Source organism: Nonomuraea sp. NPDC004580 (genome assembly GCF_040609855.1).
GTDB lineage: Bacteria > Actinomycetota > Actinomycetes > Streptosporangiales > Streptosporangiaceae > Nonomuraea > Nonomuraea salmonea.
Window position 1 is genome coordinate 21354 of record NZ_JBEXLH010000073.1, and the last position, 18313, is coordinate 39666.

Here is an 18313-nt window from a genome sequence, read left to right on the forward strand (position 1 = left end):
CCCCAGAGCCCGCTTGATAGGTGCTATTAAACCTCTTCGCCCGCCGCACGCAGGCGGGCCCTGGCACGCTTGGCCTCAACGGCCGCGTCGGCGTCCTCCTGGTTGGCCTCGATCGAGGCCTGGGCCCGGTCGAGAGCGTCACGAGCCGCCGCCACGTCGACCTCGGAGCCGAGCTCGGCCACCTCGGCCAGCACGGAGACCTCGTCGTCGGCGACGGAGATGAAGCCCCCGTGCACCGCCGCCACCAGCTCCGGCTCGCCTTCCCGCTTCACGCGCAGCACCCCGCCCTCGACGAGGACGCCGAGCACAGGTGCGTGTTGCGGCATAATACCGATCTCGCCGTCCACGGTCTTGGCAATCACCATGTCGGCCTCGCCCGACCAGATCTCACGCTCGGGTGAGACAACCCCTACGCGTAGCTTCGCCACTTGTGTAGGTTCCTTTCCGATCAGGTGGTGGCACGGCGCTCCCGCCGTACCACCACCGTGGGGCGATTAGCGACGCTCGAGTTCCTTGGCCTTGGCGATGGCCTGCTCGATGCCACCGACCATGAAGAACGCCTGCTCGGGCAGGTGGTCGTACTCGCCGGCGCACAGGCCCTTGAACGAGGCGATGGTCTCGTCCAGCGGCACGGTCTCGCCCGGCTGGCCGGTGAAGGCCTCGGCCGCGTACATCGGGTGCGACAGGAAGCGCTCGATGCGGCGGGCCCGCTGAACGGTGACCTTGTCCTCTTCGGACAGCTCGTCGATACCGAGGATCGCGATGATGTCCTGGAGCTCGCGGTACTTCTGCAGGATCCGCTTGGTCTCCTGGGCCACCGCGTAGTGCTCCTCGCCCACGATCTGCGGGTCGAGGATGCGGGAGGAGGAGTCGAGCGGGTCCACCGCGGGGTAGATGCCCTTCTCGGAGATGGGCCGCGAGAGCACGGTCTGCGCGTCGAGGTGCGCGAACGCGTTGTGCGGCGCCGGGTCGGTGATGTCGTCCGCGGGGACGTAGATCGCCTGCATGGAGGTGATCGAGTGACCACGCGTCGAGGTGATGCGCTCCTGGAGCACACCCATCTCGTCGGCCAGCGTGGGCTGGTAACCCACGGCGGACGGCATACGGCCGAGCAGCGTCGAGACCTCGGAACCGGCCTGCGTGAAGCGGAAGATGTTGTCGATGAACAGCAGCACGTCCTGCTTCTGCACATCGCGGAAGTACTCCGCCATCGTCAGCGCCGACAGGGCGACCCGCAGACGGGTGCCCGGCGGCTCGTCCATCTGGCCGAAGACGAGCGCGGTGTCCTTGAGGACGTCCGCCTCCTCCATCTCCAGCCAGAGGTCGTTGCCCTCACGGGTGCGCTCGCCGACACCGGCGAAGCACGACGTACCGCCGAAGTTACGGGCGACACGGCGGATCATCTCCTGGATGAGCACCGTCTTGCCCACGCCGGCGCCGCCGAACAGACCGATCTTCCCACCCTGCACGTAGGGGGTGAGCAGGTCGATGACCTTGATGCCGGTGACCAGCAGCTCGGTGCGGGACTCCAGCTGGTCGAAGGCGGGCGACGGCCGGTGGATCGGCCAGCGCTCCTCGACCTTCAGCGAGGAGGTGGGCACGTCGAGCGTCTCGCCCAGCGCGTTCCACACGTGGCCCTTGACGACGTCGCCGACCGGCACCGAGATCGGGGCGCCGGAGTCGACCACGGCCTGACCGCGGACCAGGCCGTCGGTGGGCTGCATGGAGATGGCGCGCACGAGGTTGTCACCCAGGTGCTGGGCGACCTCGAGCGTCAGGGTCTTGGTCTCGCCACCGAGGGTCACCTCGACGTTGAGCGCGTTGTAGATGTCGGGCATCGCATCGACGGGGAACTCCACGTCGACGACGGCGCCGGTGACACGTGCCACGCGGCCAGTGCCGGCCGCGGGGGCTTCCACAGTTTCTACAGCCTCTGCAGTCATTTCACTCTTTCCCCGCTGCGGCGTCAGCGAGCGCGTTGGCGCCACCGACGATCTCGCTGATTTCCTGGGTGATCTCGGCCTGGCGAGCCTGGTTCATCTGCTGGGTGAGCACCCGCATCAGCTCGTTGGCGTTGTCGGTCGCCGACTTCATCGCGCGCCGCCGCGCGGCCTCCTCGGAGGCCGCGGACTGCAGCAGCGCCGTGAAGATGCGCGACTCCACGTAGCGCGGCAGCAGCGTCTCCAGCACGTCACCGGCGGTCGGCTCGAACTCGAAGTACGGCGGGATCACGGTGGACTCCGTCGCCTCGGTCTCCTCGACCTCCAGCGGAAGGACGCGCTTGACCACGACGTTCTGCGACAGCATCGAGACGAACTCGGTCGAGACGATGTGGATCTCGTCGATCCCGTTGTCGTCCTTGAACGACTCGATCAGCGTGTTCGCGATCTCCTTGGCGTCGGCGTAGGCCGGCCGGCGGGTGAAGCCGGTCCAGCTGCCGCCCATCTCCCTGTTACGGAAGGTGTGCCAGGTGACGCCCTTGGTGCCGGTCACGAACGGCACGACTTCGAGGCCGCGGCCCTCCAGCAGGCCGCGCAGGGCCTCGGCCTCGCGCAGCACGTTGGCGTTGAAGCCGCCGCAGAACCCGCTGTCGCTGGTGACGATGAGCACGCCCGCCTTGGCGGGGTTCTCCTTCGCCACGGTCAGCGGATGGTCGACGCTGGCCGCGTTGCTGACGACGCCGGTGACGGCGCGAGTGATCTCACGCTCGTACGGCAGCGCCGCCTGCATCCGCTGCTGCGCCTTCACGATCCGTGAAGAGGCGATGAGCTCCTGCGCACGCGTGATCTTCGCGGTGGACTTCACCGAGGTGATCCGCCGGCGCAGCTGCCTTAGCTGGGCACCCATCTGCTACTTCTTCTCCGCCGGACGGACGACCCTCTTGATCTTCTCCTGGCCGACCTCGTCGGCACCCAGCGGAGCGACCGGCTCGTCCTTGACCAGCAGCTCACCCGAGGAGGTGGTGAAGCCCTTCTTGAACTCCGTGATGGCGTCCTTGAGAGCGGTCACCGTGTCGTCGGACATCTCGCGGGTCTCGCGGATGGTGTCGAGGATGCCCTTGTGCGAGGACTGCAGGTAGTCGAGGAACTCGCCCTCGAACCGGCGGATGTCCTCGACCGGCACCTCGTCGAGCTCGCCGCTCGTGCCGGACCACACCGACACGACCTGACGCTCGACGGGGAACGGCGCGTACTGCGGCTGCTTGAGCAGCTCGACCAGCCGCTGGCCGCGCTCCAGCTGAGCGAGCGAGGCGGCGTCGAGGTCGGACGCGAACGCGGCGAACGCCTCGAGGTCGCGGTACTGCGACAGCGACAGCTTCAGCGTGCCGGAGACCTTACGCATGGCCTTGACCTGCGCGGAGCCACCGACTCGGGACACCGAGATACCGACGTTGATCGCCGGGCGGACACCGGCGTTGAACAGGTCGGTCTCCAGGAAGCACTGACCGTCGGTGATGGAGATGACGTTGGTCGGGATGAACGCCGACACGTCGTTGCCCTTGGTCTCGATGACCGGCAGACCCGTCATCGAGCCACCGCCCATGTCGTCGGAGAGCTTCGCGCAGCGCTCCAGCAGCCGGGAGTGGAGGTAGAAGACGTCGCCGGGGAAGGCCTCACGGCCCGGCGGGCGACGCAGCAGCAGGGACACGGCGCGGTAGGCGTCGGCCTGCTTGGTCAGGTCGTCGAAGACGATCAGCACGTGCTTGCCCTGGTACATCCAGTGCTGGCCGATGGCCGAGCCGGTGTAGGGGGCAAGGTACTTGTAACCGGCCGGGTCGGAGGCCGGGGCGGCGACGATGGTGGTGTACTCCATCGCGCCCGCCTCCTCAAGGCGGGCCTTGACCTGCGCGATCGTCGAGCCCTTCTGGCCGACGGCGACGTAGACGCAGCGGACCTGCTGCTCGGGGTCGCCCGACAGCCAGCCCTCGCGCTGGTTGAGGATGGTGTCCACGGCGATCGCGGTCTTGCCGGTGCCACGGTCACCGATGATCAGCTGGCGCTGGCCGCGGCCGATCGGCGTCATGGCGTCGATCGCCTTGATGCCGGTCTGCAGCGGCTGCTTCACCGGCTGCCTCTGCACGACCGAGGGGGCCTGCAGCTCAAGGGCGCGGATGCCCTCGGCCTCGATGGCTCCCTTTCCGTCGAGCGGGTTGCCCAGGGGGTCGACCACGCGGCCGAGGAAGTTGTCGCCGACGGGCACGGACAGGACCTCGCCCGTCCTGCGGACCGTCTGGCCCTCCTCGATGCCGGCGAACTCGCCGAGAACCACGGCACCGATCTCACGGGTGTCGAGGTTGAGTGCCAGGCCGCGCGTACCGTTCTCGAACTCGAGCAGCTCGTTCGCCATCGCCGAGGGAAGGCCGGAGACATGGGCAATGCCGTCGCCGGCGTCGACGACGGTCCCGATCTCCTCGCGCGCGGCGCCTTCCGGTTCGTACGCCTGGACGAAGCGCTCAAGCGCGTCCCGGATCTCGTCCGGCCGGATCGTAAGCTCCGCCATCTCTACTCTGTCTCCCTATTCGCCTAGCCGGCCAACCGGCGGCGGACTTCTTCGATTCGTCCCACAATGGTGGTGTCGATGATCTCGTCGCCGATGCGGACCGAGAACCCACCGAGCACTCGCTTGTCCACCTCGACGTTCAGGTGCACATCACGGCCGTACGAGGAGCGCAGCCACGTGGCCAGGCGCTCCTTCTGCGCGTCCGACAGCTCGACCGCGCTGCGCACCACCGCCACGAGGCGCTGGCGCTGCTGGGCCACGAGCTGGCCGACTTCTTCGAGACCGGCTTCCAGACTACGTCCTCGCGGATGCACGACGAGCTGCGTGACCAGGCGCAGGCTGGTCGGCGCCACCTTGCCGTCGAGCAGGTCGCGCAGCAGCGCGCGCTTGCCCTCCTCGGAGGCGCCCGCGTCGGTGAGCGCCCTGCGCAGGTCGGGGTTGGCGGCGACGATGCGGCCGAAGCGGAAGAGCTCGTCCTCCACCTCGTCGAGCCTGGACTGGCCCTCCGCCTCCGCCGCCGCGGCCACGACACCGAGCCGCTCCAGCACGTCGGCCAGGTCGCCCGTGCGCGACCAGCGGGCCGCGACCGCGGCCTCGGCCGTGGCCAGGGCGGCCTCGCCGACCTTGCCCTGCAGCAGCGAGCGCAGCACGCCCGACTTCTGCTCGGCGGGCCTCGCCGGGTCGGACAGGGCGCGGCGCAGGCCGTGCTCGCGGTCGAGCAGATCCGCGACCGCGAACAGCTCCTCGGAGAGCGCGCCGAGGTCGGCGCTGCCCGCGACCGCGTTGAACCGCTCTTCGACCTCGGCCAGCGAGGTCCTGCTCAAACCCCTCATCGCGCGCTCACCCGCTCCTCGTTCGCCGCGCGGACGCGCACGCTCGCGTGTCCGCTCCGCTCACCGCGGGGGGTTCGCTCCAGCATCAGCGCACCGCCTGCGCGTTGCTGTTCTCCAGCTCGTCGAGGAACCGGTCCACGATGCGGCTCTGGCGCGCCTCGTCCTCCAGCGACTCGCCGACGATGCGGCCGGCCAGCTCGGTCGACAGGCGGCCGATCTCGGTGCGGAGCTGGGCGAACGCCGCCTGGCGGTCGGCCTCGATCTGGGCGTGCGCGGCCTCGACGAGACGGCGGGCCTCGGCCTGTGCCTCCTCGCGAAGCTCGGCCTTGATCTGCGCGGCCTGCTCACGGGCCTCCTCGCGCAGCCTGGCGGCGTCGCGACGGGCCTCTTCGAGCTGCTCGGAGAAGCGCTTCTGCAGGGCCTGCGCCTCGGCCTGCGCCTCCTCGGCCCGCTTGATGCCACCCTCGATGGCGTCGGTGCGCTCGGCCAGCGTCTTCTGGATGCGCGGGACGAGGATCTTGCCGACGACGAGGAAGACGACGAGGAACGCGAAGATACCGACGACGAGCTCGTACGTGTGCGGAATGAGCGGACTCGATTCCGCCGCAAGGAGCGTAGCTGCCTTGATGATCATATTGCAGCCTTCCGTCAGTTGGGGGCGATCAGATGCCCTGGAAGATGAACGGCGCCACCAGGCCGATCAGGGCGAGGGCCTCGGTGAGGACGAAGCCGAGGAGCATGTTCTGGCGGATCAGGCCGTAAGCCTCCGGCTGGCGCGCGATGGCCTGCACGCCCTGACCGAAGATGATGCCGACGCCGATGCCGGGGCCGATGGCGGCGAGACCGTAACCGATGGCGGTGACGTTGCCGGAGACCTCAGCGAGAACGCTCATTGTTCGTATTCCTTTACTTAACGGCCGGTGGACTGGGTATCACCGGTCATGGACATTCCGTGAGTCGTGCGGTGGTTCTCAGTGCTCCGCGTGGAGCGAGTTGCCGATGTACATCGCCGCCAGCATCGCGAACAGGAAGGCCTGCAGGAACTGGATGAACATCTCGAAGCCGGTCAGGATGATCGTCATCACCACGCCGATCACGCCGACGGGCGCGCCCAGCGGGGTCAGCTTCTCGAACAGGAACCAGAAGCCGACCATGCTGAAGAAGGCCAGCAGCATGTGGCCCGCGAACATGTTCGCGAAGAGTCGGACCGCGTGGGTGAAGGGGGCGATGATCAGGTTCGACAGGAACTCGATCGGGGCCAGCAGGACGTAGATGAACTTGGGCAGGCCCGGGGGGAACATCATGTTCTTGAAGTAGCCGACCGCGCCCTGGTGCTTCATGCCGAGGTAGATCTTGAGGATGTAGATGATCAGGGCGAGCACGGCGGGGAAGGCGATGTGGGAGGCCACCGGGAACTGCAGCACGGGGATGACGCCCATGAAGTTCCACAGCAGGACCACGAAGAAGATCGAGACGAGCAGACCCATCCACTGGTCGGCGTCCTTGCCCAGGAAGGGCCGGGCGACCTGGTCGCGGACGAACATGTAGCCGTACTCGACGACGTTCTGCAGGCCCCTGGGCACGATCTTCGGGTTACCGAAGGCGCCCCAGCACAGAGCGATCACCACGAGCGAGGTGAGGATCGCGAGCAGGACCGGCTTGGTGAACCAGGCGACCCCCTCGATGATGGGGGGCAGATTGAACAGCTCGTCTGGCGTAGGCGCCCCGAACTGTTCGCCAGGAGGAGCGAGGACCGTCAGCGCACTCACGCGGCGTTCCCTTCAACGTCGTAGTGGATCACAAGAGTTACCTCGGCGAAGTGATCGCTGCGCCGGGTTAGCGACTGAACTTCCGGTAGGCCAGGTAGCCGGCGAGCACAACCCCCAGAACCACGCCTATGGGGAAGAACGCGGACATGTCCAGCCACCGGTCCAGCAACCACCCGAGACCGCCGTAGACGGCCATCCCCGCGAGCAGATAGCTGGGGACTGACCACATGGCGTCGGCGAAGTCGCGACCGTCTTCTTCCGGTCGGCGTTCCTGTGCGCTCATCGCGGCCCCGACGATAGCAGGCGGACAGAGGGCTAGTCATATCGGGCCCCGCCCGGCCATCGGCATCATGAGTCGCCCCTGCCGGGGACCCGGGCCTCAGGGTCGACGTACAGCATCTTGGTCTTCATGAAGGCGCGGACCTCGAAACCGGTCCACACGATGGTGCCGATCACCACCGACCAGGCGAAAGCGAGCGTGTTCCACGCCGTGGTGTCGCGGAACGCGTTGAGCACGAGCATGATGACGACGACCTTGACGAGGTAGCTCAGCATCGCCGCGATGGCCATCACCTGAGGGGAGACCCGGGCGGCGTAGGACACCGCCACCACGCTGATGCTGAAGAAGACCCCGACGAGCAAGGTGCCGAGTGCGGCTCCGAGCGCTCCCTTGCCACCCGCCAGCAGGAGGGACACGAGCACGGCGACCAGCCCGACCGCGAGGGTCGGAATCGCGGCGCTCTTGAGTACGCGCACGTCGTTGGCCTGCATCAATGCTCCATCGGCAAGTTATCAAGCGAGCGTTTGCTACCTCCAGAACCGGTGCATCTGGAGGCCCCTGCTCGTGAAAGATATCACAAGCTCACGGAAGACCGCTTTTACCTGCCGTTTCTAGTTCACTGTCATGGACGGTGCGGAAATGCGGTGATGACCGGATTGCCCTCTGTGCTCGCGCGCTCGTGCGCGGCGCCGCCCGAAGGCGGCATCTGCCGCCTGACCTGCGGGTCCGGCAGGATCGGCGGCATCGGGCCGGTCGGCGGGCCGTCGTCGTCGGGCTCGTCACGCCGCGACGCCGGGCGCGAGCCGCCCCTGCCGCGCCAGCGCGGAGCCGCCATCAGCACCAGCACGGCCAGCGCCAGCACGATGAAGACCGGGAACAGCAGCACCGGCACACCCTGGCGGGACATCAGCACCACGACGAAGGCGAACAGGAACGCCCACGCGTACATGATCAGGACCGAGCGGCGCTGCGAGTGGCCGATGTCGAGCAGCCGGTGGTGCAGGTGGCCGCGGTCGGGGGCGAACGGCGACAGGCCCTGCGACGTGCGCCGCACCACCGCGGTGATCAGGTCGACCAGCGGCAGGACCAGCACGGCGGCCGGCAGCATCAGCGGCAGCAGCACGCCGAACTTGTTCATGTCCTCGATGGCCGCCGGGTCGAGCGGGGTCACGGTGACGATCGAGGAGGCCAGCACCAGGCCGATCAGCATGGCGCCGGTGTCGCCCATGAAGATCTTCGCCGGATGGAAGTTGTGCGGCAGGAAGCCCACGCACGTGCCGATGAGCACGGCCGCGATGGCGGCGGTCGTGGTGATGTTGCCGACGCTCATGCTCTGGGCGAGGAAGATCGAGTAGGCCCAGGTGGCCATGGCCGCGATGCCGACGATGCCGGCCGCGAGCCCGTCGAGGCCGTCGACGAAGTTGACCGCGTTGATGGTGACGACCACGACCATGATGGTGATGATCGTGCTGAGGGTGTAGTCGAGGCTGGTCGAGCCGCCCCAGTCCTTCGGCAGCGGGATGTAGAGCAGCCGCAGGTCGTAGGCGACCAGCACGCCCGCCGCCGCGATCTGCCCGCCGAGCTTGATGAAGGCGTCCATGCCCCACCAGTCGTCGAGGAAGCCCGTCACCGTGATGAGGCCGCCGGCCACGATGAGCGCCGTGACCGCGTTGGCGTCGGACTCCGACAGAGCCGCGCCGCTGTGGGGCAGGCGGCTCGCGCACAGCAGGCCCACCACCAGGCCGCCGTACATCGCCAGGCCGCCGAGCCTCGGCGTCGGCGTGGTGTGCACGTCGCGCTCGCGAACCTCGGGCATGGCGCCGATGCGGATGGCGAAGCGGCGCACCAACGGCACCAGCAGGTAGGTCACCGCCGCTGAGATGAGCGCCATGAACAGGTATTCGCGCACGACCCTAGTTTCCCGGATGCGCCGGCCAGCTGTGACCGGAAAACGACACAGACCAGCTTAATATTCGCTGAGATATGGGCGATGGATGGCCAGAAGGGCCGCAACTCTTTCCCTGACCTCGGCCGACGCCTCCGGCCCGCGCACCGCCCTGGCCACCAGTTCTCCCACTTCCGCCAGGTCCTCCTCGCCCATCCCCTGGGTCGTCACGCACGGCGTGCCCACCCTGATGCCCGACGTCACCGCCGGGGGTTCCGGATCGTACGGGACCGCGTTGCGGTTCAGCGTGATGCCCGCCGCCGCGCACCTGCGCTCCGCCTCGGCGCCCGACACCCCCACCTCGCGCAGGTCGATGAGCGCCAGATGGGTGTCCGTGCCGCCCGACACGGGCCGCATCCCCTCCGCCGCGAGCGCCGCCGCCAGCGACCGCGCGTTCGCCACCACCCGGCGCGCGTAACCGGCGAACTCCGGCCGCATCGCCTCGCCGAACGCCACCGCCTTCGCCGCCACCACGTGCATCAGCGGGCCGCCCTGCACGAACGGGAACACCGCGCGGTCGATCCGCTTCGCCAGCTCCGACGTGCACAGGATGGCGCCGCCGCGCGGCCCTCTCAGCGCCTTGTGCGTGGTGAACGTCACGACGTCCGCGTACGGCACCGCCGACGGGATCGCGCCGCCCGCCATCAGCCCGATCGGATGCGCCACGTCCGCCATCAGCCACGCGCCCACCTCGTCCGCGATGCCGCGGAAGACCCCGTAGTCGATCAGTCTCGGGTACGCCGTCGCCCCGCACACGATCAGCTTCGGCCGCCGGCGCAGGGCCAGGTCGCGCACCTCGTCGTAGTCGATCAGCTCGGTGTCGCGGCGCACGCCGTACGAGACGACGTCGAACCACCGGCCGGAGAAGTTGACCTTCGAGCCGTGCGTCAGGTGACCGCCGTGCGGCAGCGCCATCGCCAGCATCGTGTCGCCCGGCTGCAGCAGGGCGGCGTAGGCGGCCAGGTTCGCCGACGCGCCGGAATGCGGCTGCACGTTGGCGTGGTCCGCTCCGAACAACCTCCTGGCCCGCTCCACCGCCAGCCGCTCCGCCCGGTCCACGACCTCGCAGCCGCCGTAGTAGCGCCGGCCCGGGTAGCCCTCGGCGTACTTGTTGGTCAGCGTGGAGCCCAGGGCGGCCATGACGGCGGGCGAGGTGAAGTTCTCGCTGGCGATGAGCTGGATGCCGCCGCGTACCCGGTCCAGCTCGTCGAGCAGCACCTGCGCGATCTCGGGGTCACGCTCGCGCAGCTGCCCGAAGTCAGGGCCGTAGTAGGGCTCCGCACCCATTTCCCCACTGTACGACCGGATGTCCGTTTTTCCCATACACGATGGCTGCCCCGAAATCCGCCCTCATGACCTCACGACGGGTAGGCGTGCGGGGCGTTCGCCGTCGTCTGGACCCAGCGCGGGGTGTCGGCGGCCTCGTCGCTGATCGACGTCAGGACGGCGTGCCGGTAGAGGGCCAGCCTGTTGCGCCACTCCCTGATGTCCTCCACGTACCGCTCGCCCACCGGGGCGTCCCACGTCTGCGGGCTCTTCGCCAGCGCGAACGCCTTGTCCAGCACCGCCCTCAGGTCGTCGAGCTGCGGCTTGACCGTCTCCCATGCCGTGACCAGGCGTTCGTAGTCGGGATTGAAGCGCCAGGCGCGCTGCGGGTCCTCCAGCGGGCCCGTCGAGGTGATCGGGGGCGCCTCGAAACGGCCCTTCGCCCTGGGGGCCGGCGGGTCGACGTACATCACGCTCTCCTCTCCGGGGCCACCTCACCGGGCGGGCCGTCCGGCCTGATGTCCTCGGGCGCCCACTCCCCCCTGCCGTACTCGCCTGGCGGCACCTGCACGGACGGCATCTCCTGGGGACGGATGTCGCGGTGGTGCTCGATCACGGTCCCCATGGCCTCCAGGCTCGCCGGCCGCACCTCGGCCGACACGACGTCGTCACCGTCGTTCGCCCACCTCCCGGCGTCGGAGCCGGGCGCCATCTCGTAGCCCGGCTCGACGTCGTACGCGATCAACACCTCGTACGCACCGGCCGCGCTGACCTGCCGCTCCCCGGCGATCGCCCCAGGCCCGTCACCGCCCGGGCCCTCGTGGCGCTCCCCGGTCACCGTGCCGGGTCCGCCTGCTCCGGGCTGTGCTCCGCGGTCGGAGCTCCCGCCGTCGCCGCCTTCGCCCAGAGCGCCGTACGCCGCCTCCGCTCCGTAACCGACCTCCTGCCCTGCGCCGAACCCGTAACCGGCCTCCTGAGCCACCACGGCGCCATACCCGGCCCCTGGTGGGTTCCCGGCGTTCCCGGCCCCCGAGCCCTGTGACGTCCCGGCAGGACCGGCACCTTGAGCTCCACCACCGGCGCCCCGGTCAGGCGCCGTGCTCGGAGGGTCGGTGGCGGCGCCGTTGGGGGGTTCGACGGACGGACTGGTCGGCGGAATCGTGACGGGCCTGCCCCGGCCATCCGCACTTTGGCCGTCGCTCCCGCCACCGGCACCCTGACCGCCCGTACCGCCCTGTCCCCCGCCCCCACCGGCACCCTGACCCCCGCCACCACTCGCACCCCGATCCCCGTTCCCACCACCAACGCCACGCTCCCCGCCACCGCCGGCACCTTGCTCCCCGGCTCCGCCACCACCGGAGCCCTGACCACCCGCGCCCCGCTCGCCGGAACCGCTCCCGCCCGCACCTTGGTCCCCGGACCCGGTACCGCCTGCACCACGTTCTCCCGTGTCCTGGGGTGCGTCCTTGGAGGGTGGGCAGGATCCGTCGGGTCGGTTGCCGGCACCTGGGTCTGACGGTGTGGTGCCTGTGCCGGGTGCGTCCGGGGTGTAGCCTCCCGCGATCGTCCCTGTGCTGCCTGCTGCGGCGCCGCTCGTCGATGTGACGTGGCCGTCCGCCGTCAGGCCGCCTGAGGTCGCGTCGATCGGCGGGAGGGTTTGGGTGATGCCTGTGATCGGGGCGCCGGGGGCGACAGAGCCGGTGGGGCCGTCTGGGCGGATGTCGCGTTCGGCCCATTGGCCCTGACCGTATTCGCCGCGCGGGACCTCCACGCCGGGCATGTCCTGGGGGGCTACGTCCCGGTGGTTCTCGATGACCGTCCTGAGCGCGTCCAGGTCCGGTGGGCGGGCCTCGGCCGAGACGACGTCGCCGCCGTCGTTCGCGTAGCCGTTGACGTTCGCGGTGCCGGTCGCGTTGGACGAGCCGGTGCCGTTCGACGAGCCGGTGCCGTTGGACGAGCCGGCGCCGTTCGACGAGCCGGTGCCGTTCGACGAGCCGGTGCCGTTCGACGAGCCGGTGCCGTTCGACGAGCCGGTGTCGTTGGCGTTCGGGGGGAGTGTGGCGTTGTCGGCGGGGAGTTTGGGCATGTCCGCCGGTTGGACCTTGTCGGGGTTCCGCAGCATCTCCTCGATGGCGGCGGCGGACGGCGGGTCCAGCGGCACCTGCAGCACCTTCACGCCATCGACCACCACGACCTGCGGCTTGGACGCGTCCTGACCATCGCCCACAGGGCTTCCGGCCGTCCCGTTGTCCGAGGCTCCGGTGCCGGAGGTCCCGTTGTCCGAGGCTCCGGTGTCCGCGGTCCCGTTGTCCGTCGCGCCGGTGTCCGTGCCCCTGGTGTCGGCGTCGTTGCCGCGGTCGCGGCGGCTGTCCAGGTCGTCGTCCTTGGGCCGGCTCACAGGCTGGTCGCCGACTCGATCGCCGGTCCTGCCGTCGCCCCCGCTCCCGTTGTCCCGACCGGTCTCGTTCCCCTGGCCGGTCTCGTTCCCCTGGCCGGTTCCCCGGTCGCGGGTGTTCTCGTTGTCCTGGTCGGGGCGGGGGTTCTTGTCGTCGCAGTTCTGGCCGTCCACATCCGGCTTGTCGCCGGTGCCGGTCTTTCCGGATGAGTCGGGTCGCTCGTTCGCGTCAGGCCGCCCGCCGCCGGGCTTGTCGCCCACGTCGGGCTTTCCGTCGGAGCCGGGGTTCCCGCCGGTGCCGGTCTTTCCGCCGGTCTCGGCCCGCCCGTCCGACCCGGCCCCGTCGTCGGAACCAGAAGGGGAGCCGGGGCTGCGGGGGTTCTCGTACCGGTCCCGATCCCCTCGGGACTCCTTAGGGGTGGAGTTCGCGTCCTCGCCGGCCGAACCCGAGCCCGCCTTCGGCGGCGGATCCACCCGCTTCTCCAAGGTGGCGAGCCGCTTGTTGACGTCGCGCACCATGACGTCCACCGCGTCGGCGACCTGCACGGGACGGTGGGTGCTCTGCAGGGGCAGCCCGGCCTGGTGCATGGCGAGGCGGACGCGCTCCTCCGTCGTACGCATCTGCGCCGCCGCTCGCTTGACCTCGGCCAGCAGGTCACGGACCAGCTTGGGGTCCATGCCGTCGTACTTGCCCATGCGCCACTCCCCGACGTCTAGCCGCTCCGCGCCCACGTAACCACGACGGGAGCGGCTTGGCAGCCGGAATAAGCAGCGGGTATACGACTAGTCGTCAGTCAGTCGTCTGTGGCGACGTAACCGATGATGCCGCGCAGCTTCTCCACGGGGATCGCACCGCGCCGCAGCAGCCGCGGCACGGCGGTGGTGAGGTCGAGGATGGTGGACGGGGTGTTGCCGGTGGTCTTGCCCCCGTCGAGATAGACCTCGACGGAGTCGCCGAGCTGCTCTTCGGCCTCGTCCACGGTGGTGGCGGCGGGCGCCCCGGACCGGTTGGCGCTGGAGACGGCCATGGGCCCGGTCTCCTTGAGCAGGTCGAGCGCGACGGGGTGGAGCGGCATGCGTACGGCGACCGTCCCCTTCGTGTCGCCCAGGTCCCACGACAGAGCCCTGTTGGCCTTGCAGATGATCGTCAGCGGCCCGGGCCAGAAGGCGTCGATGAGGTCCTGCCCGTACGGCCCCAGGTCGTCCACCAGCGCGCTCGCCGCGCGTACGGTGCCCACCAGCACGGGCGGCGGCATGTCACGCCCGCGCCCCTTGGCTTCGAGCAGCCTGGTGACGGCTTCGGGCGTGAAGGCGTCGGCCCCGATGCCGTAGACCGTGTCGGTCGGCAGCACCAGGAGATCGCCCCGGCGAGCGGCGGCCGCGGCCTCCATCAGACCGATGGTCCGCTGGTCGGGGTCGGAGCAGTCGAAACGTCGTCCCACGATTGGTTGCCTCGCTCCGCTCAGCGTGTGAACGGCGCTGTCGAGGCCTCCTCCTTCCTCCAAGTACGGTCGCTGCGGCCCCCGGCGGTCAGGAGCAGGGAGCGCCGCTTCGCGTGCATCCTAGTCCTGGCCCAGCCTGGCCGTGACGAAGCGGTCTCGTCTGGTGAGGTCTTGGCGCAGGCGTACGTCGCGCCAGCCGTTGTCCTCGGGGAAGGTGAGGTAGACGGCCCTGCCCTGCTCGTCGGCGTGCTCGACGGCCACCCACCCGCCGGGCCGCAGCAGCCGGCGCGCGGTGCGCTCGACGGCCCGCACCTCGCCGAGCCCGTCGTCTCCTGAGCCGTAGAGGGCCCTGGTGGGGTCGTAGTCGCGCACCTCGGGGTCGCGCGGGATGGCGCCGGGCGGGATGTAGGGCGGGTTGGAGATGACGAGGTCGACCTTGCCGTTGAGCTCGGGCAGCGCCTCGGCGAGGTCTTCGGGGTGCAGGTGGGTGCGCCCCTGGCCGAGCTCGGAGATGTTGCGCTTGGCCCACGTGTACGCCGCGGGATCGACCTCGACGGCGTGCACCTCGGCCAGCGCCACCTCCTGGGCGATGGACAGCGCGATGGCGCCGGAGCCGGTGCCGAGGTCGACGACGAGCGGCGCGGTGACGTCCATCTCGCGCAGGGTCTCGATGGCCCAGCCGGCCATCACCTCGGTCTCGGGCCGCGGCACGAACACGCCGGGCCCGACGGCCAGCTCGAGGTAGCGGAAGTAGGCGTGGCCGGTGATGTGCTGCAGCGGCTCGCGGGCCTCGCGCCTGGCCACGCCCTCCCAGAAGAGCGCGTCGAAGTCGGAGTCCTTGACGGTGTGCAGCTCGCTTCTGCGCACGCCGTGGACGAAGGCCGCGATCTCCTCGGCGTCGGTGCGCGGCGAAGGAACGCCTGCCTCGGCCAGCCGGGCAGTGGCGAGCGCGATCTCGTCCAGCAGAAATGTCATGAGTGTTGTGCGAGCTTCTCCGCCATCTCGGCGTCGATGAGGGCCTGGGTGACGGCGTTGAGCTCGCCGTCGAGCACCTGGTCGAGGTTATACGCCTTGAAGCCGACGCGGTGGTCGGAGATGCGGTTTTCCGGGAAGTTGTACGTGCGGACGCGCTCGGAGCGGTCGACGGTGCGGACCTGCGACTTGCGCTCCGCCTGGGCGGCGGCCTCGGCCTCCTCCTGCGCCATGGCCAGCAGCCGGGCACGCAGGATGCGCAGGGCCGACTCCTTGTTCTGGAGCTGGCTCTTCTCGTTCTGGCAGGAGACGACGACGCCGGTGGGCAGGTGGGTGATGCGCACCGCGGAGTCGGTGGTGTTGACGCTCTGGCCGCCGGGGCCGCTGGAGCGGTAGACGTCGATGCGCAGGTCGTTGGGGTCGATCTGAACGTCGACCTCCTCCGCCTCCGGATAGACGAGCACGCCCGCGGCGCTGGTGTGGATGCGGCCCTGCGACTCGGTGACGGGCACCCGCTGCACGCGGTGGACGCCGCCCTCGAACTTCAGCCGCGACCACACGCCCTCGTCGCCCTTGGCCCTGATGCCGACCGTGACGTCTTTGTAGCCGCCGAGGTCGGAGGGCTGGCTGTCGATGATCTCGGTCTTCCAGCCGAGCCGCTCGGCGTAGCGGAGGTACATGCGCAGCAGGTCACCCGCGAACAGCGCGGACTCCTCGCCGCCCTCGCCCGCCTTGATCTCCATGATGATGTCCTTGTCATCGTTGGGATCGCGCGGGATGAGCAGGTGGCGCAGCCGCTCTTCGAGCTGCGGGATGCGGGCCTCCAGCTCGGTGGCCTCGGCCGCGAACGTCTCGTCCTCGCCGGCCAGCTCCTTGGCGGCCGTGAGGTCCTCGCGTACCGACTCGAGCTCGCGGTAGGTGCCGATGACGGGCGTGAGCTGGGAGTAGCGCTTGCCGAGCGTGCGGGCCTTGTTCTGGTCGGCGTGCACGGCGGGGTCGGCGAGCTGCGACTCCAGCTCGGAATACTCCTTGAGCAACTCGTCGAGATTCACCGTGGGTCCTTTGTATCGAGAAGTACGGGCCGTTCACCAACAACGCCGACCCGGCGCACGCGTGTGCGTCCGGGCCGGCGTACGTGGAGCTACTTGCCCGAGGCCTTCTTGCCGAAGCGCTTCTCGAAGCGGGCCACCCGGCCGCCGGTGTCGAGGATCTTCTGCTTGCCCGTGTAGAACGGGTGGCAGGCCGAGCACACGTCGGCGTGAATCACGCCGTTCTTCGCGGTGCTGCGGGTGGTGAACGTGTTACCGCAGGAGCAGGTCACCTGCGTCACGTGGTAGTCAGGGTGGATGTCGCGCTTCATCGCTGTCCTTTCGGGGTGCGGCCGCCGGGTCGCCTTCACGCATGGCGTGAACCGGAACCGCAAAATGGTCAGCTACCAGTGTGCCAGATCGTGAAACCATCCCAGGCCATCGCTCATTCCTCCTGAGCCCGGCACGGGAACGCGTGAGGGGTGGCGGACGACACCGCCACCCCTCACGACGCAGCCGCTAGCCGCGGTCGTTGCTCACCGTGGTCGTCTGGACCTGCATGAGGAACTCCGCGTTGGACTTGGTCTCCTTCATCTTCTCCAGGAGCAGCTCCAGCGCCTGCTGCATGTCGAGCGCGTGCAGCACCCTGCGCAGCTTCCAGACGATCTGCAGCTCCTCCTTGGCCATGAGGATCTCTTCCTTACGCGTGCTGGACGCGTCGACGTCGACCGCCGGGAAGATCCGCTTGTCGGCCAGGGACCGGTTGAGCTTGAGCTCCATGTTGCCGGTGCCCTTGAACTCTTCGAAGATGACCTCGTCCATCTTCGACCCGGTCTCGACCAGGGCCGTGGCGAGGATCGTCAGCGAGCCGCCGTTCTCGATGTTGCGGGCGGCGCCGAAGAAGCGCTTGGGCGGGTAGAGCGCCGTGGAGTCGACACCACCCGACAGGATGCGCCCGGACGCGGGGGCCGCGAGGTTGTACGCGCGGCCGAGCCGGGTGATCGAGTCGAGCAGGACGACGACGTCGTGGCCCAGCTCCACCAGGCGCTTGGCCCGCTCGATGGCGAGCTCGGCGACCGTGGTGTGGTCTTCGGCGGGACGGTCGAAGGTCGAGTGGATGACCTCGCCCTTGACCGACCGCTGCATGTCGGTGACCTCTTCGGGCCGCTCGTCCACGAGCACGACCATGAGGTGGCACTCGGGGTTGTTGCGGGTGAGCGCGTTGGCGATGGCCTGCAGCACCATCGTCTTACCCGCCTTCGGCGGCGAGACGATGAGACCGCGCTGGCCCTTGCCGATCGGCGAGACGAGATCGATGATCCGCGTGGTGAGGATGTTGGGCTCGGTCTCGAGGCGCAGGCGCTCCTGCGGGTAGAGCGGCGTCAGCTTGTTGAAGTCGGGCCTGTTGCGGGCCTGCTCCGGGTCCATGCCGTTGACGGTGTCGAGGCGGACCAGGGCGTTGAACTTCTCGCGCCGCTCGCCCTCGCGCGGCTGCCGCACGGCGCCGGTGATGACGTCGCCCTTGCGCAGGCCGTTGCGGCGGATCTGGGCGAGCGAGACGTAGACGTCGTTGCTGCCCGGCAGGTAGCCGCTGGTCCTGACGAACGCGTAGTTGTCGAGGATGTCGAGGATGCCGGCGATCGGGATGAGCACGTCGTCGTCGCCGATGACGGGCTCGCCGCTGTCGAAGCGGTCGCGGCCACGGCCACGGTTGCGCTCCCTGAAGCGGCCCCTGCGGCTGCGTCCGCCGCGCTCGTCGTCGTCGCCGCCGCGCTGGTCACCCCGCTGGTCACGCTGGTCGCCGCGCTGGTCGGAACGGCCGCCCGCGTCGGCTGCGACGCGCTCGCGCTGGTCGCCGCGACCGCCATCGCGGCCACCGTCAC

The 18313-nt window shown here is 69.4% G+C and carries 19 protein-coding genes; all 19 read right to left on the reverse strand.

Features of this window, described 5'->3' with window-relative positions:
- Positions 1-26 precede the first annotated feature (26 nt).
- Complete coding sequence (locus tag ABZW11_RS40625; protein WP_344876149.1) at positions 27-428, reverse strand: F0F1 ATP synthase subunit epsilon; 402 nt, start codon at positions 426-428, stop codon at positions 27-29.
- A gap of 66 nt (positions 429-494) precedes the next feature.
- A complete protein-coding gene (gene atpD, locus ABZW11_RS40630; protein ID WP_355429910.1) occupies positions 495-1943 on the reverse strand; it encodes a F0F1 ATP synthase subunit beta in 1449 nt (482 codons plus the stop codon).
- 1 nt (position 1944) lies between these two features.
- Complete coding sequence (locus ABZW11_RS40635) at positions 1945-2847, reverse strand: F0F1 ATP synthase subunit gamma (RefSeq protein ID WP_355429912.1); 903 nt, start codon at positions 2845-2847, stop codon at positions 1945-1947.
- A gap of 3 nt (positions 2848-2850) precedes the next feature.
- Entirely contained in the window at positions 2851-4500 is a 1650-nt protein-coding gene (atpA, locus tag ABZW11_RS40640) for a F0F1 ATP synthase subunit alpha (protein ID WP_355429915.1), read from the reverse strand.
- Between the two features lie 23 nt (positions 4501-4523).
- On the reverse strand, positions 4524-5333 hold the full coding sequence (locus ABZW11_RS40645) for a F0F1 ATP synthase subunit delta (protein ID WP_355429918.1): 810 nt from the start codon (positions 5331-5333) through the stop codon (positions 4524-4526).
- An 85-nt stretch (positions 5334-5418) separates the two neighbouring features.
- A complete protein-coding gene (locus ABZW11_RS40650) occupies positions 5419-5967 on the reverse strand; it encodes a F0F1 ATP synthase subunit B (RefSeq protein WP_345397575.1) in 549 nt (182 codons plus the stop codon).
- A 28-nt stretch (positions 5968-5995) separates the two neighbouring features.
- A complete protein-coding gene (gene atpE, locus ABZW11_RS40655; RefSeq protein WP_138666586.1) occupies positions 5996-6226 on the reverse strand; it encodes an ATP synthase F0 subunit C in 231 nt (76 codons plus the stop codon).
- Positions 6227-6304: 78 nt separating this feature from the next.
- Positions 6305-7102: a F0F1 ATP synthase subunit A gene (gene atpB, locus ABZW11_RS40660; protein WP_355429923.1), complete on the reverse strand. Its 798-nt coding sequence runs from the start codon at positions 7100-7102 to the stop codon at positions 6305-6307.
- Between the two features lie 67 nt (positions 7103-7169).
- A complete protein-coding gene (locus ABZW11_RS40665) occupies positions 7170-7385 on the reverse strand; it encodes an AtpZ/AtpI family protein (protein WP_355429926.1) in 216 nt (71 codons plus the stop codon).
- Positions 7386-7450: 65 nt separating this feature from the next.
- On the reverse strand, positions 7451-7873 hold the full coding sequence (locus ABZW11_RS40670; protein ID WP_345397555.1) for a hypothetical protein: 423 nt from the start codon (positions 7871-7873) through the stop codon (positions 7451-7453).
- Positions 7874-8004: 131 nt separating this feature from the next.
- A complete protein-coding gene (locus tag ABZW11_RS40675; RefSeq protein WP_355429930.1) occupies positions 8005-9291 on the reverse strand; it encodes an MraY family glycosyltransferase in 1287 nt (428 codons plus the stop codon).
- Positions 9292-9348: 57 nt separating this feature from the next.
- Complete coding sequence (gene glyA / locus ABZW11_RS40680; protein ID WP_355429933.1) at positions 9349-10614, reverse strand: serine hydroxymethyltransferase; 1266 nt, start codon at positions 10612-10614, stop codon at positions 9349-9351.
- Positions 10615-10685: 71 nt separating this feature from the next.
- Positions 10686-11063, reverse strand: a complete 378-nt coding sequence (locus tag ABZW11_RS40685; protein WP_355429936.1) for a hypothetical protein — start codon at positions 11061-11063, stop codon at positions 10686-10688.
- A complete protein-coding gene (locus tag ABZW11_RS40690) occupies positions 11063-13684 on the reverse strand; it encodes a hypothetical protein (protein WP_355429939.1) in 2622 nt (873 codons plus the stop codon). Before ABZW11_RS40690 ends, ABZW11_RS40685 begins: the two co-directional genes overlap by 1 nt.
- A gap of 98 nt (positions 13685-13782) precedes the next feature.
- Positions 13783-14430, reverse strand: a complete 648-nt coding sequence (locus ABZW11_RS40695; RefSeq protein ID WP_355429942.1) for an L-threonylcarbamoyladenylate synthase — start codon at positions 14428-14430, stop codon at positions 13783-13785.
- A 120-nt stretch (positions 14431-14550) separates the two neighbouring features.
- On the reverse strand, positions 14551-15405 hold the full coding sequence (gene prmC, locus ABZW11_RS40700) for a peptide chain release factor N(5)-glutamine methyltransferase (protein ID WP_345397538.1): 855 nt from the start codon (positions 15403-15405) through the stop codon (positions 14551-14553).
- A complete protein-coding gene (gene prfA / locus ABZW11_RS40705; RefSeq protein ID WP_355429945.1) occupies positions 15402-16454 on the reverse strand; it encodes a peptide chain release factor 1 in 1053 nt (350 codons plus the stop codon). The genes prmC and prfA overlap by 4 nt, the downstream gene beginning before the upstream one ends.
- A gap of 89 nt (positions 16455-16543) precedes the next feature.
- A complete protein-coding gene (gene rpmE / locus ABZW11_RS40710) occupies positions 16544-16762 on the reverse strand; it encodes a 50S ribosomal protein L31 (RefSeq protein WP_148033924.1) in 219 nt (72 codons plus the stop codon).
- Positions 16763-16949: 187 nt separating this feature from the next.
- Positions 16950-18313, reverse strand: a 1364-nt coding sequence (gene rho, locus ABZW11_RS40715) for a transcription termination factor Rho (protein ID WP_355429950.1), incomplete at its 5' end; no start/stop codon positions are given.

Coding starts and splice junctions, on each gene's coding strand:
- ABZW11_RS40650 (WP_345397575.1), bottom strand. CDS start 5,967: ATGATCATCAAGGCAGCTACGCTCCTTGCGGCGGAATCGAGTCCGCTC.
- ABZW11_RS40645 (WP_355429918.1), bottom strand. CDS start 5,333: ATGAGGGGTTTGAGCAGGACCTCGCTGGCCGAGGTCGAAGAGCGGTTC.
- ABZW11_RS40690 (WP_355429939.1), bottom strand. CDS start 13,684: ATGGGCAAGTACGACGGCATGGACCCCAAGCTGGTCCGTGACCTGCTG.
- prmC (WP_345397538.1), bottom strand. CDS start 15,405: ATGACATTTCTGCTGGACGAGATCGCGCTCGCCACTGCCCGGCTGGCC.
- ABZW11_RS40635 (WP_355429912.1), bottom strand. CDS start 2,847: ATGGGTGCCCAGCTAAGGCAGCTGCGCCGGCGGATCACCTCGGTGAAG.
- glyA (WP_355429933.1), bottom strand. CDS start 10,614: ATGGGTGCGGAGCCCTACTACGGCCCTGACTTCGGGCAGCTGCGCGAG.
- atpD (WP_355429910.1), bottom strand. CDS start 1,943: ATGACTGCAGAGGCTGTAGAAACTGTGGAAGCCCCCGCGGCCGGCACT.
- ABZW11_RS40670 (WP_345397555.1), bottom strand. CDS start 7,873: ATGCAGGCCAACGACGTGCGCGTACTCAAGAGCGCCGCGATTCCGACC.
- atpE (WP_138666586.1), bottom strand. CDS start 6,226: ATGAGCGTTCTCGCTGAGGTCTCCGGCAACGTCACCGCCATCGGTTAC.
- rpmE (WP_148033924.1), bottom strand. CDS start 16,762: ATGAAGCGCGACATCCACCCTGACTACCACGTGACGCAGGTGACCTGC.
- atpA (WP_355429915.1), bottom strand. CDS start 4,500: ATGGCGGAGCTTACGATCCGGCCGGACGAGATCCGGGACGCGCTTGAG.
- ABZW11_RS40685 (WP_355429936.1), bottom strand. CDS start 11,063: ATGTACGTCGACCCGCCGGCCCCCAGGGCGAAGGGCCGTTTCGAGGCG.
- ABZW11_RS40665 (WP_355429926.1), bottom strand. CDS start 7,385: ATGAGCGCACAGGAACGCCGACCGGAAGAAGACGGTCGCGACTTCGCC.